Source organism: Arthrobacter sp. NPDC080086 (assembly GCF_040702285.1).
Genome location: NZ_JBFBKP010000001.1, coordinates 34,136 through 47,441, shown reverse-complemented (window position 1 = coordinate 47,441; position 13,306 = coordinate 34,136). Strand labels below are relative to the sequence as shown.

General features: G+C 62.8%; 13 protein-coding genes. 6 read left to right on the top strand and 7 right to left on the bottom strand.

What is annotated here, in order from left to right:
- Positions 1-51 precede the first annotated feature (51 nt).
- Together AB0305_RS00265 and AB0305_RS00260 are read right to left on the bottom strand one after the other, a co-directional pair.
- The gene (locus AB0305_RS00265) at positions 52-807 is read right to left on the bottom strand and encodes a class I SAM-dependent methyltransferase (RefSeq protein ID WP_366170663.1); all 756 of its coding nucleotides are present in this window, start codon (positions 805-807) and stop codon (positions 52-54) included.
- A 357-nt stretch (positions 808-1,164) separates the two neighbouring features.
- A complete protein-coding gene (locus AB0305_RS00260; protein ID WP_366170311.1) occupies positions 1,165-1,818 on the bottom strand; it encodes a response regulator transcription factor in 654 nt (217 codons plus the stop codon).
- A gap of 393 nt (positions 1,819-2,211) precedes the next feature.
- On the opposite strand from AB0305_RS00260, the gene AB0305_RS00255 reads away from it, so the two are divergent.
- The 4 genes from AB0305_RS00255 to AB0305_RS00240 all read left to right on the top strand — a co-directional run bounded on the left by AB0305_RS00255 (position 2,212) and on the right by AB0305_RS00240 (position 6,174).
- Positions 2,212-3,033: a flagellin gene (locus tag AB0305_RS00255; RefSeq protein ID WP_366170309.1), complete on the top strand. Its 822-nt coding sequence runs from the start codon at positions 2,212-2,214 to the stop codon at positions 3,031-3,033.
- Between the two features lie 198 nt (positions 3,034-3,231).
- Positions 3,232-5,274: a flagellar filament capping protein FliD gene (gene fliD, locus AB0305_RS00250; protein ID WP_366170307.1), complete on the top strand. Its 2,043-nt coding sequence runs from the start codon at positions 3,232-3,234 to the stop codon at positions 5,272-5,274.
- A 52-nt stretch (positions 5,275-5,326) separates the two neighbouring features.
- Positions 5,327-5,764 (top strand): flagellar export chaperone FliS, encoded by a 438-nt coding sequence (fliS, locus tag AB0305_RS00245; RefSeq protein ID WP_366170305.1) that lies wholly within the window; start codon positions 5,327-5,329, stop codon positions 5,762-5,764.
- A gap of 53 nt (positions 5,765-5,817) precedes the next feature.
- The gene (locus AB0305_RS00240) at positions 5,818-6,174 is read left to right on the top strand and encodes a flagellar protein FliT (protein WP_366170303.1); all 357 of its coding nucleotides are present in this window, start codon (positions 5,818-5,820) and stop codon (positions 6,172-6,174) included.
- 11 nt (positions 6,175-6,185) lie between these two features.
- On the opposite strand, the gene AB0305_RS00235 is transcribed toward AB0305_RS00240, so the two are convergent.
- The 5 genes from AB0305_RS00235 to fliE form a co-directional block, all read right to left on the bottom strand.
- On the bottom strand, positions 6,186-6,629 hold the full coding sequence (locus AB0305_RS00235) for a MarR family winged helix-turn-helix transcriptional regulator (RefSeq protein WP_366170301.1): 444 nt from the start codon (positions 6,627-6,629) through the stop codon (positions 6,186-6,188).
- Between the two features lie 65 nt (positions 6,630-6,694).
- Complete coding sequence (locus AB0305_RS00230) at positions 6,695-7,117, bottom strand: organic hydroperoxide resistance protein (RefSeq protein WP_366170299.1); 423 nt, start codon at positions 7,115-7,117, stop codon at positions 6,695-6,697.
- Positions 7,118-7,296: 179 nt separating this feature from the next.
- Complete coding sequence (locus tag AB0305_RS00225) at positions 7,297-8,673, bottom strand: glycosyltransferase (protein WP_366170297.1); 1,377 nt, start codon at positions 8,671-8,673, stop codon at positions 7,297-7,299.
- Between the two features lie 12 nt (positions 8,674-8,685).
- On the bottom strand, positions 8,686-9,798 hold the full coding sequence (locus AB0305_RS00220) for a glycosyltransferase family 2 protein (RefSeq protein ID WP_366170295.1): 1,113 nt from the start codon (positions 9,796-9,798) through the stop codon (positions 8,686-8,688).
- Between the two features lie 66 nt (positions 9,799-9,864).
- A complete protein-coding gene (gene fliE / locus AB0305_RS00215) occupies positions 9,865-10,203 on the bottom strand; it encodes a flagellar hook-basal body complex protein FliE (protein WP_366170293.1) in 339 nt (112 codons plus the stop codon).
- A 249-nt stretch (positions 10,204-10,452) separates the two neighbouring features.
- Here fliE and fliF point away from each other — a divergent pair, with 249 nt between their 5' ends.
- Together fliF and fliG are read left to right on the top strand one after the other, a co-directional pair.
- Entirely contained in the window at positions 10,453-12,300 is a 1,848-nt protein-coding gene (fliF, locus tag AB0305_RS00210; RefSeq protein ID WP_366170291.1) for a flagellar basal-body MS-ring/collar protein FliF, read from the top strand.
- Positions 12,297-13,289 (top strand): flagellar motor switch protein FliG, encoded by a 993-nt coding sequence (gene fliG, locus AB0305_RS00205; RefSeq protein WP_366170289.1) that lies wholly within the window; start codon positions 12,297-12,299, stop codon positions 13,287-13,289. Before fliF ends, fliG begins: the two co-directional genes overlap by 4 nt.
- Positions 13,290-13,306: the final 17 nt, after the last annotated feature.

Sequence of the window (13,306 nt, the reverse complement as noted above, 5' to 3'; positions counted from 1 at the left end):
GTGGGCGGGGTGACTGTGCACTGTGGCTGATGTTTCCGCATCGCCACAGGCTTAACACACTGGAATTCTTGCCCACGCGCACACTTGCCCAAGAAACTCCACTTGTGCATTCGCAGAAGAGATGGCGCTTTGCAGCTCCAAATTCAGCGCGCCCCAATCCATTGCGTATCCATCGGCCAGTTGCGCGTGGGTTGCATTTCCAGAGAGACTGCGGAGTGTTTCCGTGGCCCAGAGACAGAGGGACTCGGCTTTGCCGCCCGCGGTCGGGATTTCATAGGTCAATTCAGGGACGGGCAAGCCGGCAAGCGCAAAGACTTCAACCATTCGCTGGGCGATGTCATATTGAGGACATCCTTGCTGGAGCTTGGATAGAAGCGCGCGCATGGTCAAATCCCATATTTCCACCTTCGGCCGCGATTGAAATTGGCGGCCGTCGTCAATCTCATGGAATGCAATATATCCACCTGGTTTGACGAGCCGGGCCGCTTTCTTTAAGAAAGTCACGACATCCGGTTGAAAGAGTAAAACCGCACGACCGACCACCGCATCGAATTGCTGGTCTAAGTTCGCGTGTTCAAGCGTGCTGTTGGTGTAGGTAATGTTGGATAGGTTTGCACTCCGAGCCAGCGAGGTCGCCAAGCTGATCGCAGCGTCGCTCTGGTCAATGCCCGTCACATGTCCGCGGGGCCCGACAAGGCGCGCAGCCAATTGACTCACCCCACCAACGCCGCAGCCGATATCAAGGACGCTGGAGCCCGCCCCCACATTGGCCGAAAGCAGCATGCGATGCGTGATGGCTTGCAGCATTTCACCCTGAAAAATCAAGCGCTGGAGTTCACGATCGGAATGTCCGAGCGGGTAGACGTAGTTGGTCATGGCTTCCTCTGAAGGGCGCCTTCCGGATAAGGGGCATCCTGACACTTGAGCGGGGCTGCCTGAAAACCGCATTCTGCGGGCAGGCTTCCGCAGTAAAGTTCAATGGCGGACCGTTCGCAAGATTTCCGGCTGGAGATAATCGAAAGCCTTCGTGAGGAACCACCTCAAAGCCGGCGTGCGACATGAGCTGGATGGGCGAGAAACGCTGCGAAGGAAATAATGCTGAAGACTTCGCATCGCAATCCATTCAGGGGTTGCGATGCGCGTTTCGGTGTCTTCAAACCGCCCCTAGAGTTGCAACCCATTGCTGACCACATACACCGTCAGCTCGGCGTTGTTGCGCAGCTTCATTTTGGATAGCACGCGGCCGCGATACACGCTGACGGTCTTGGCGCTGATCTGCAGCGCCTCGGCAATCTCGCCCAGCGTGCGGCCGGAGCCCAGCATGCGCAGGGTTTGGAATTCGCGGTCGGAGAGGATGTCGTGGCGGGGCTTGTCCCAGTCGACATTCAGGTTGTCGGCCAGGACTTCCACCAGGTCGGACGGCAGGTACTTCTTACCCTTGGAGATGGCGTTGACGGCCGCGAGCAGCTGCGGCTGGCTGGCGTCCATCGGCAGATAGCCGGAGGCGCCGGCCTTGAGCGCGCGCACGGCCAGCAACGCTTCAGGATGGCGGCCGAGTGCCAGCACGGCCAGGCGCGCATGCTGCTGGCGCACGGCCTTGATGGTCTGGAATTCATCGCCGGTGGCGGATTCCACCGAGAACAGCATGACGTCCCACTCGCGTTCGGCAAGCAGGTCGTGGTTGGCGTTGAGCAGGTCCGGTACGGCCTCGATCTGCCGGGCCAGGCGCGAATCCTTGAGGATCTGGCGCAGGCCGACACGGGCAATATCGTGCGGTTCGACGATCAGAACATTGAGCATGATGGGCGTTGCGGTCAAACGGCTCGCGTTGAGCTCTTCTACCTGCCGGAGGGCTACGCGCTGCAGTGCCGTGCCGGCGGGGCTTGCAACTCCCCATCTGTGCGATAGCGCTCTCTATAGATAGGCACGGGGCGCTTTGGGTCTGGTCGGTCGAGTATAGCCGAGGGGCAGCCGCCCAAGAAGCCGGCCCCTTGCCTCTTTTGGAGGGGGCCCCAGCCGAGGTGCCCGCCAGCCCAAACCGCCGCGCGCGCATAAATTTGTCAAGTTGGCCCTAAACTTTCTCTGGGGGGCACCGATAACCTGAGTACAACGCAGACCTGATCCCCTTCAAGTTACAGGTCACGTTGCCCGGCCTAGCCGGAACAAAGGAACCAATCGGGCAACACGCCATCGGGAAACTTAGGAGCCGTCATGTCCCTCAGCCTCAATACCAACATCTCGTCCCTGCAAACGCAGCAAGCTCTGTCGCAATCGCAGTCTGCTCTGCAAACGTCGCTGCAACGCCTGTCGACCGGCATGCGCGTGAACAGCGCTAAGGACGATGCCGCTGCTTACGCTGTGGCTTCCAGCCTGACCACCACGCTGAACGCACAAACCCAGGGTATCCAGAACGCCAACAACGCGCAGTCGTACCTGCAAACGGCCGACTCGTACCTGAGCCAGGTTGAAAACAACCTGCAGCGTATGAACCAGCTGGCTGTGGAAGCCAACAACGGCGGTCTGTCGAGCACCGACCAGGCCAACCTGGACAAGGAATACCAACAGCTGGCCACGGCCAACAAGAACATCGAAACCAACGCCAACTACAACGGCGCCAAGCTGTTCGATGGCTCGGTTGCATCGACGTCGTTCCAGTACGGTCAGAATGCTGCCACCGACGTGGCAACGGTGACCAACGCCAACCTGTCGACCTTCGGTACGCTGACCGGCACGAGCGTGACCAGCGCCGCCAACGCCACGGCAGCCCAGGCCGCCATCGCTACCGACCTGACCGCCCTGAAGGCAGCACGTGCCGGCCTGGGTGCACAGCAAAGCGGTCTGAACTCGACCATCAACACGCTGACCTCGTCGAACACCGCTCTGTCGGCCGCCAAGTCGGCCATGATCGATACGGACTACGCTTCGGAAACGTCGAACATGACCCGTCAGAACATCCTGCAGCAAGCGGGTACGGCCATGCTGGCGCAAGCCAACTCGGCACCGAACAGCATCCTGAACCTGCTGAAGGGCTAATTGGCAGGCTGATGCCGCCCCGGCCTTCCCGATCATCGGGCGGCCGGTGGCACGAAAAAGGCCGGCGCTCCCATGGGGCGCCGGCCTTTTTCTTTACTGACCGTCCACTGTGCAGCCTGACAGACATGGCCTAAAGAAGTGGCGGGCGCTGCCGTTGTGTAGGAAGACTCCCGCCGCAGACGCTTACCCCTTCAGAACATGGCGACCACGACCACCTCTTCCACGAGCAATTACGTTCCGCCGATCTCCATTCCCGGTATCGGGACGAGCATCGACGTCAACACGCTGGTGACCAGCCTGATGAAGGTGGAAAGCCAGCCGCTGACGCAGTTGCAGAACCAGCAGAGTTCGTACCAGACTCAGCTGTCGGCGGTGGGCACGCTCAAGAGCTCGCTATCGACGTTTCAGACGGCGCTGTCGAGCCTGACCACGCTGAGCAACTACAGCGCCATGAAGGCGAGCGGCTATGACACCTCGGTGCTGAGCGCCACGGTGGGCAGCTCGGCCAAGGCCGGTTCGTACGCCGTGAATGTGACCCAGCTTGCGCAGTCGCAGGTGCTGGCGGCGCAGGGGCAGACGTCCACCTCGGCGGCCATCGGCAGCGGGTCGTCGACCACGATTTCGTTCTCGTTTGGCACGGTGTCGGGCGGCACGTTTTCGAACGGCCAGTACTCGGGTTCCACCTTTACGCAGAACGGCAACCTGCCGGGCGGCTCGATCACGATCAACTCGTCCAACAACACGCTGTCGGGCATCCGCGATGCCATCAACTCCGCCAACCTCGGGGTGTCGGCCAGCATCGTCAATGACGGCAGCGGCAACCCGTACCGCCTAGTGTTGACGTCTACGGCGGGCGGTTCCAGCTCGGAGATGAAGATTTCCGTGTCGGGCGATTCGACCCTGCAATCGCTGCTCTCGCAAGACCCGGCCGGCACGCAGAACATGACCGAAGTGACCACCGGCCAGAACGCCCTGGCTACGGTCAATGGCATTGCTGTGCAGAGCCCGACCAACACGTTGTCGAACGTGGTGGACGGCACGTCGTTCACGCTCGCCAAAACGGGCAGCACCACCGTGTCGGTGGCCAACGACCCAACCGCCACGACCAATGCCGTCACCAACTTCGTCAACGGCTACAACGCGCTGCGCACGCAACTGAACAACCTCACCCACATCGACACCGCCAATAGCGCCAACAATGGCCCGTTGGCCGGCGATGTGAGTACCAAGACGCTGATCAACCAGATTACCGATGTGCTGGGCCAGGGCGTGGGCAACGGCGCGTACCAGTCGCTGGGCAGCGTCGGTATCACGATGAACTCTGACGGCACGCTCACGCTCGACAGCAGCAAGCTGTCGACCGCGATTGCGTCGTCGCCCAGCCAGGTGGCAGCGCTGTTTGCGGGCACCGGCACGGCCACGGATTCGCTGGTTAGTGCGACGTCGTTTTCGGACACCACGCAGGCGGGCAGCTATGCCGTCAACGTGACGCAACTGGCTACGCAGGGCTCGCTCAAGGGCTCGACGGCGGCCAATACGACCATCACGGCGGGTGTCAATGACACCATGGCCATCAGCGTAAGCGGTATCGCCACCAACATCACGCTGCCGGCCGGCAGCTACAGCGCAACGGGCCTGGCCGCGCAGATCCAGAGCCAGCTCAACGCGTCGACGGGTTTGCAGGCAGCGAAGATCACTGCGTCGGTCTCGGCCGATGCCAGCGGCGTACTGACCATCGCTGACAATCAATATGGTTCGGCTTCCGTCGTGTCGGTGTCGGGCAGCGGCGCGTCGTCGCTCTTCGGCGCGGGTCCTACCACGGTCAATGGCCAGGACGTGCAAGGCACCATCAACGGCGTGGCCGCATCGGGCTCGGGTCAGAACTTGTATGGCGCCACGGGCACCGCGGTGGATGGGCTGACCGTGCAGGTGACCGGAGGCACGGTCGGCAACCGTGGCACGGTGACCGTGCAGCGTGGCTATGCTGCGCAGCTCAACACGGTGATGACCAACCTGCTGTCGACCACCGGCATGGTGCAGAACGAGACCGATTCGATCAACAGCTCGCTCAGCTCGCTCGCCAACCAGATCACCGCGATGCAGACGCGCCTGGATAACAAGCAGGCGCTGTACTACACGCAGTTCAACGCGCTGTCGGCCCTGGTGGCCAGCATGTCGAACACCAGCTCTTACCTGACCACGCAGCTCGCAGCTCTGCAAAAGCAGACCTCGAGCAACTAAGTCAGAACGAACGCACCGCCCATAACAACATCATTCAGTGAGGACCTTTCCCATGTACGCAGCTCGCCGCGCCATCGGTGCCTACGCGCAAGTCGGCATTGAAACGTCCGTGGTAGACGCCAACCCGCATCGGTTGATCGCCATGCTGTTCGAGGGTGCCCGCGCCGCCATCAACGTGGCCAGCGCCGCCATCCAGCGCGGTGATGTGCACGCCAAGCTGCGTGCGTTTGACAAGGCCATCTCGATCATCGGCCAGGGCCTGCAGGCCAGCCTCGACCACCAGCGTGGTGGCGAGATTGCGGTGCAGCTCAACGGCTTGTACGACTACATGCTGCGCCGCCTGCTGGTGGCCAACGGCACGAACGACGTGAGCATCCTTGCCGAGGTCGATGGGTTGCTCGTGCCGTTGCAGGACGCGTGGCTCGCCATTGGCCAGCCTGGCGCGGTGCATAGCAATGGCAGTAGCAGTCACCTGAGTGTTGTGAGCTGACGCGGCTGGCCGCGCAGCATCGCTTAATGAAATCGGCCCTACCTGGAGCCAACATGCAACGGAACATCCCGATCAAGGACAGCGAAAGTCTGTTCACCTGCTACGAAGCCATCGCCCGCCTGACTGCGGAAATGGTTGGCGCGGCTGAAGTGGGCAACTGGGAAGTCGTCAGCACGCTCGAACGCGAGAGCGCCACCTATGTGGATGCGCTGCGCCGTTCCGAGCCGCATCCGCACCTGTCGCGTGCCGACATCGAGCGCAAGCGCGTGCTGCTGGTGCGCATTCTGGAAGATGATGCCCGCGTGCGCGCGATGGTGTATCCGCGCCTGGACCGTCTGCAAAAGCGTATCGACACGGCACGTCGTGCAACGACGGCCAGCAACGCTTACGGCAGCATGGCGCGTTTCTGATGCGCTGAACTTCAGCTGCGGTCGTCCGCCGTGGCCAGCGCATCCAGCAGTTTGCGCAACACTTCGCGCGTGGCACCGATCTCGCCCAGTTCGAGCGGAATCTTGCACACCAGCGCTTCCGGCACTTTCGTCGCACGTTCACGCAGTGCCCGGCCGGCATCGGTCAATTCAATCACCACGCGACGCTGATCATCTCGATCCCGCGTGCGGGTCAGCAACCCTTGTTCTTCCAGCCGCTTGAGCAACGGCGTCAGCGTGCCCGTATCCAGATACAGCGTGCGGCCCAGATCGCCCACGGCGCACGGCGCCTGCTGCCAGCAGGCCAGCATCACCAGATATTGCGGATAGGTCAGCCCCAGCTCGTCGAGCAGCGGGCGGTACAGCCGCGTCAGCAAATGGCCTGCGGCATACAACGGAAAACACAGCTGCTGATCGAGCGCCAGCACGTCGTTCACGGAAACACTCCCGGGGGACGGCCTTGGCGCCCGTGCGGCGGATGCCGCAGCGGCCCGAAGCGGGCTCAGCGCGTGACCGTGGTCAGTTGGACGTCAATATTGCCACGGACGGCATGCGAATAGGGGCAGACCCCATGCGCGGCGGCAACAAGCGCTTCGGCCGTCGCCTGATCCACGCCACCCAGTGTGGCAACGAGTGAAACCGCTAGCGCAAACCCGCCGTCTTCGCGCGGGCCAATGCCGACGGTGGCCGTGACCGCTGTCGAGGCAAGCTTGATCTGCTTGGCGCGCGCCACGTGCAGCACGGCGTTTTCAAAGCACGCCGCATAGCCTGCGGCAAACAATTGCTCGGGGTTGGTGGCTGCGCCGCCGGCACCGCCGAGTTCGCGCGGCAACGACAGCGCGAGGTCCAGCGTGCCGTCTGCGCTACGCACATGGCCGGCACGGCCGCCTTCTGCGGTGACTTGGGTTTGATAGAGCGTCTTCATGGTCAGGTCCTGTGGATGGGCGGATAGGGAATGGCGGCGCCTGCCCATGAAGATAGCATGCAATTATATTGTGTCAAATATAAATATCCGATCGCGAAAAGTGATTCGCGGTACTCGGAAAGGAGGGGGGCGAGAGGGACACGCACGCCGCCACCGGAGCGGCGTGGCGCCTGCGAGGCTTACTGGCGCTTGCTGGCCAGCATGAACAGCGAGATGGCGTTGAAGAACCACATCCCGTCGATGTTCCACGGGGTGTACTTCTTGATGGTGTTGGAGAACGTGTACGGCGTGTACCAGCAGTTGTGGTCCGGGTGCACGACTTCGACGAAGGTCTGCGTATCGTGCAGGTAGTCGAAGTGGCGCGCGTGGCACTGGAACGCATCCGGCACCGTGATCACGTAGGAGTGCGTGTTCAGCGAGTCCAGCTGTTTCAGGAAGCCGGCCACATCGGGCACGTGCTCCATCACCTCGGGCACCAAGACCAGGTCGTACTGGTCTTGAATGTCTTCAAAGCGCGAGAACAGGCGGCCGCAGGTATAGGGTTCCAGCGCCTTGAGGGCCTCGGCGTGGATGTCGAAGCCGTCGAGCTTGGCGCAGACCGATTCCAGCGCCAGGTGCAGCGAGGTCTGCGGATCCGTGATCGGCCAATCTGCGCAGCCGATGTGCAGCACGCGCTTGCCTTCACATAGCTTCTTGAACACGTCGACGCGGCTGACCTTCATCACGTCGGTGCTGATCTGCACCCGTTGCACGAAGTACGGGTCGTGCGCGTCTTCCAGCCTAGAGCGTGACGGCGCGGGTTGGGAAGGCGGTGTCGGCTGTGTAGGCGCGGACTGTGCGGGCGCCGCCTGGGCCGGCTCAGGTGCGGGGGCAGTCGGCGCGGCAGCTTGCTCCGTTTGCACCGGCTGGCCATTGGCGTCGAATTGCTGCTGGTACAGCGTGCCGTAGCTGTTCTTGGTGCTGCCCCACATCTGGTGGGCGTACACGGGGCCGGGGCCGTTGTACTTCACGCCCGAAAAATGCTCGGGGATGAAGTAATGGCTCGGCAGAATGCGCAACGGGTGGTACTGGTAGCGCTGATACGACTCCGTCAGGCGCTGCGGGCCCACCGTCTTCCAAGCCCGGTCGTGAATCACCGAAGGCGCGCTGTGGATGTCCTTCACGATCTGCTGCACGAACGGGTTGCCCGGTTTGCAGCCGAAGTAGCCGGCGGCAATCAGGCCTGGCCGGGCAATCTCGCTTTCCCAGCAGGCAAAGGCTTCGCAATCGAGCAGGCTATCGTCCAGCGGGCGCAGGCAGATGCTGTCGGCATCGAGCACGATGCCGCCCTCCTTGTAGAGGATCTCCCAGCGCATCATGTCGGCCACGCCGTTGAATTCGCGGTCGAGCATCGCGTCCATGTGGCGGGCGTTGAGCCATTTGTGCTCGCCTAGCGACGCATTGCCCCAGATCTTGATCTGGTAATCGGGGTTGTGCGTGGCCCAGGTCTGGATGCAATTGTCCGGGCGCTTGCTCTCGTCGCCCACCCAGATGAAGTGCAGTGTCTTTGGAATCATGGTGTGGTCGCCTCACGCAGCCTTGACGCCAGGATTGGCACCAGAGTGCTCCTGCATCTGGCGGGCGATATCGAAATAGTGGTTGGCCTTGCGGGCGAGTGCCTCGCTCTTGGCGCGGTACGTTTGGGCCAGATACCGGGCGGCGGCAAAGCTGCCACGGCCGAATACGCTGGCTTCCAGCTTGGGCTGGTCGCCAATCTCCAGGCACTTGAGGAAGGCGTTTTCCGCCATTGGCAGCCATTGGGCTTCGGCCTGGACAGGGTCCTTGGCAGCGGCCTCGAACATCAGGTGGCCGACCATGTAGAAGTAATCCGGCGAGCCGGACCACTCCTCCATCCATTCGCCGGCTAGGGTGATGGCCTCGTCAAGCTGTTGCGATTGGCTCAGGCAGGCCAGCAGGCAGAGACACAGGTCGTGCCGGTAGGGCGCGCTCTTGGGCACCAACGGAAGGGCGCGACGATAGTGCAGCGCCGCTTGCGCGGGGTTTTTCTGGTGAATCTCGAAATCCTTGCCGAGCTGGTAGTGCACGTACGGATCATCCGGACGTGCGGCCAGTTCAAGCTGCAGCAGGGCGTGATTGCGCCCGCGCTTCTTGTCGAGCTTGGCGTTCATGTAGCCATCGTGGCCGACCACCAGTGGCAGGCGCACCAGCTTCAGATTGCCGGTCGGCTGTTCGTGAATGCGCCCTTGGTAACGCGCACCACGTGGCAGCAGTCGTGGGATCCAGCTATTGGTGTGTTCCACGTGGCCGGCAACGTCGTACTCGCTGCGCACGCACACCACGCCCAGCAAGGGGCCGAACGTACAGGCGTCGCGCAGCTCTTCGGTGCCAGCTTCCAGCCACTCATCGGCGTCCAGAATCAGGTTCCAGTCCGCATTGGCGGCGGCCAGCGCTGCGTTGCGGGCGGCGGAGAAGTCGTCCACCCACGTGAACGGGTACACCTGTGCACCACACGCCTTGGCAATGGCTGCCGTGTCGTCGGTCGAGCCGGTATCCAGCACGATCATCTTGTCGACATGCGGCTTGGCGCTCAGCAGACAGCGCTCGATGCAGGCCGCCTCGTCGCGGGCGATGACAACCAGCGCGAGTTCAGGCCGGGCGCGGTGTTTGGGGTGTTTGGACATGCAGGCTCCCACTGGCGCCAGCCAGCAGCGGATACAGAGCAGCGATGAATCTGATCGCGTGTGGCGTCAGATCGACATGCTCATGATGGTTTGGTACGCCGAAACCAGCTTGTTGCGCACCTGCACGGCGGTCTGAAAGTCGATGTTGGCCTTCTGCAGCGACAGCATCACATCGTGCAGGTCGACATCGTTGTTGCCCATTTCAAAGCTGCGCGAAAGGGTTTCGGCCTTCTGTTGCGAGGCGTCAACCTTGTCCAGCGACGACTTGAGCACCGAGCCGAAATCGACGCTGACCTTGGCGTCATCGCCGCCCGCCCCGCTGCCACCAATGCCACCGATCTGGCTGGATGGCGCCAGCACGCTGTTCATCAGCGATACCACCGAGTTGGCGTTCGTAATATCCATGTGATTAAAACTCCCCTTTGTTCCGGGCTTGTTGCTGTTTGTGGCGCCGGCGGTTTTTCAGGCCGGCATGGCGCCACGGTGATGCAAAGGTAGCAGCCGGGCCCCAGGTTCCAAGCGCCCAAATGAGCGGGAAAAGGCCCTCTTCTTGCCAATTTGCTTGCCCACCCGCTGCCGATAATGGCAACCACGGAGCCATGCCCGCTTTCCGGGTTCGGGGCTCAAGCAACGCAGTCAGTCAGGAGATTTGGGATGCCAACGACAGCCGATTCGGTTGCTGTCGCCGACACGCTCGGTACGGTGGATATGCCGGCGGTAGGCCAGGGCGCGATGGTGCGCCAGAACACGGGAGCGCTCAGCGCGCTGGGCCCGTTCGGCCGTCTGTCGCCGCGTCTGCTCATGATGATCGGCGCCGCCGCCCTGGTGGCCGTGATTGCTGCGGCCACACTGTGGAGCCGGGGGCCGGATTACCGTGTCCTGTTCAGTAATGTGAGCGACGCTGATGGCGGCGCCATCATCGCTGCCCTGCAGCAGATGAACGTGCCGTATCGCTTTGCTGATGGCGGTACGGCCATCATGGTGCCGGAAGCCAACGTGCACGAAACGCGCCTGAAGCTGGCGTCGCAAGGGCTGCCCAAGGGCGGCCTGGCCGGCTTCGAGCTGATGGAAAACCAGAAATTCGGCACCAGCCAGTTTGCCGAACAGGTCAATTACCAGCGCGCCCTGGAAGGCGAACTGGCCCGCACCATCCAGGCCATGCAGGAGGTGCAGTCCGCCCGTGTGCATCTGGCGCTGTCCAAACCGTCGGTGTTTGTGCGTGAGCAGGCCAAACCGAGTGCTTCGGTGCTGCTGACGCTGTATCCGGGCCGCATGCTCGATCGTTCGCAGGTGCAGGCCATTGGCCATCTGGTGTCGAGCAGCGTGCCGAACCTGCCGCTGGCCAACGTGACGGTGGTGGACCAAGCCGGCCGTCTGCTGTCGTCGTCGTTCCAGGACAACGCCTCGGGCCTCGACCCGACGCAACTGAACTACGTGCGCGAAGTCGAGCAGGGCTATATCAAGCGCATCGAAGCCATCCTCGGCCCCGTGGTGGGGGAAGACAACGTGCGGGCCCAGGTGACGGCCGACGTTGACCTCGATAACACCGAGCAGATGGCCGAGACGTACCGTCCGAACCAAGACCCGGCCAATGCAGCCGTGCGCAGCACGCACACCGCAGAAGCCATGCAGAACAAGGCCGACGCCCAAGGCGGCGTGCCGGGCGCGCTGTCCAACCAGCCGCCGACCGCGCCGCGCATGCTGCCGACCGCACCGGCACCGGCTTCGCAACCGGCTGCAACGGGCCCGAATGGCCAACCGCAGCAGCCGGCCGCCGCCGCCAACACGAGCAGCGCGACGCCGAACAGCGCGACGTCGAGCACCCGCGACACCACCACCAACTACGAAGTCGACAAGACCGTGCGCCGTACGCGTGCTGCAGTGGGTACCGTGCGCCGCCTGTCGGTGGCCGTGGTGGTCAACTACCGCGCTGACGGCAAGGCCTGGAAGCCGCTGTCCGACGCCGACATGACCAAGCTCAACGCGCTGGTGAAGGATGCCGTGGGCTTTGACGCCAAGCGTGGCGACTCCGTGAACGTGGTCAACAGCCAGTTCTCAGGCACGCTGCCGGTGTCCAAGGACGACCTGCCGCTGTGGAAGCAGCCGGAGATGATTCAGTACGCCATCCAGGCGGCCAAGTACCTGGCGCTGGCGGTGGGCTTCCTGATCCTGGTGTTTGGGGTGCTGCGCCCGCTGATCCGTTCGATGGGCAAGAAGGGGGAGCTGCAATCGACCACTGGGGCCACCTTTGTGGGCCGCGAAGGCGACGACCCGAACGCGCCCATCATCACCGGCGCCGCAGCGTCGGCCGGGCCGGAACTGGAAGGCCCGATGGCCGGGGCTGGCCCCGCTGTGGGCGGCGCCGACGAAGCACTGCCGGACGCCTTGCCGCAACTCAAGAACAACGACTTCGAGAAGAAGCTCGAAACCATGCGCCGTGTGGCGCAGAGCAACCCGCGCGCCGTCGCGGCCGTCATCAAGCAATGGGTGAATAACGAATGAGCGCCGAAGGACTCCAACGCAGCGCCATCCTGATGATGTCGCTGGGCGAAAGCGAAGCCGCCGAAGTGCTCAAGCACCTGGGCCCGCGCGAAGTGCAGAAGCTGGGCGCCACCATGGCCGCGCTCAAGAACGTGTCGCGCGAGCGCGTGCTCGACGCCTTTGATGCCTTCTTTGTCGAAGCCGAAGACCTGCCGCTGGACGTGGATTCCAACGAGTACATCCGCACCGTGTTCCGCAAGGCACTGGGCGACGACCGTGCCGCCAACATCATCGACAGGATCCTCTCGGGCGGTGACACCAGCGGTATTGAAGGCCTCAAGTGGATGGATGCATCGTCGGTGGCGGAACTGATCCGCAACGAGCACCCGCAGATCATCGCCACGATCCTGGTGCATCTGGACCGCGACCAGGCTTCGGAAATCCTGACCTATTTCACCGAGCGCCTGCGCAACGACACCATCCTGCGTATCGCTACGCTCGACGGTATTCAGCCGAGTGCCCTGCGCGAGCTGAACGATGTGCTGACCAAGCTGCTGCAAGGTAACGACCACCGCAAGAAGAGCGCGATGGGCGGTGTGCTCACGGCAGCGGAAATCCTCAACCTGGTGCCGAGCGCCGTGGAGTCCTCCGTCATCGAGGGTGTGCGCTCGCGCGATCCGGAGCTGGCCGACGCCATCGTCGAGAAGATGTTCGTGTTCGACAACCTGATCGACCTGGATGGCCGCGCACTGCAAACGCTGCTGCGCGAGGTCAGCCAGGAAGTGCTGGTGGTGGCGCTCAAGGGCGCCAAGCAAGAGTTCCGCGACAAGGTGTTCGCCAACATGTCGCAGCGTGCCGGCACGATGCTCAAGGAAGAGTTGGAAGTGCTGGGCCCCGTCAAGGTGTCGGAAGTCGAAGCGCAGCAGAAGGAAATTCTGGTGGTGGCACGGCGTCTGGCCGACGAAGGCGAAATCACCATCGGTCGCAAGGCGGAGGACGCGTATGTCTGACCGTGCTGGCCGTTGCG

Bases quoted from the DNA above. Each gene is read 5' to 3' on its own strand.
- AB0305_RS00265 (WP_366170663.1), bottom strand. From the start codon at position 807: ATGCTGCAAGCCATCACGCATCGCATGCTGCTTTCGGCCAATGTGGGG.
- AB0305_RS00255 (WP_366170309.1), top strand. From the start codon at position 2,212: ATGTCCCTCAGCCTCAATACCAACATCTCGTCCCTGCAAACGCAGCAA.
- fliD (WP_366170307.1), top strand. From the start codon at position 3,232: ATGGCGACCACGACCACCTCTTCCACGAGCAATTACGTTCCGCCGATC.
- fliS (WP_366170305.1), top strand. From the start codon at position 5,327: ATGTACGCAGCTCGCCGCGCCATCGGTGCCTACGCGCAAGTCGGCATT.
- AB0305_RS00240 (WP_366170303.1), top strand. From the start codon at position 5,818: ATGCAACGGAACATCCCGATCAAGGACAGCGAAAGTCTGTTCACCTGC.
- AB0305_RS00230 (WP_366170299.1), bottom strand. From the start codon at position 7,117: ATGAAGACGCTCTATCAAACCCAAGTCACCGCAGAAGGCGGCCGTGCC.
- AB0305_RS00225 (WP_366170297.1), bottom strand. From the start codon at position 8,673: ATGATTCCAAAGACACTGCACTTCATCTGGGTGGGCGACGAGAGCAAG.
- AB0305_RS00220 (WP_366170295.1), bottom strand. From the start codon at position 9,798: ATGTCCAAACACCCCAAACACCGCGCCCGGCCTGAACTCGCGCTGGTT.
- fliE (WP_366170293.1), bottom strand. From the start codon at position 10,203: ATGGATATTACGAACGCCAACTCGGTGGTATCGCTGATGAACAGCGTG.
- fliF (WP_366170291.1), top strand. From the start codon at position 10,453: ATGCCAACGACAGCCGATTCGGTTGCTGTCGCCGACACGCTCGGTACG.
- fliG (WP_366170289.1), top strand. From the start codon at position 12,297: ATGAGCGCCGAAGGACTCCAACGCAGCGCCATCCTGATGATGTCGCTG.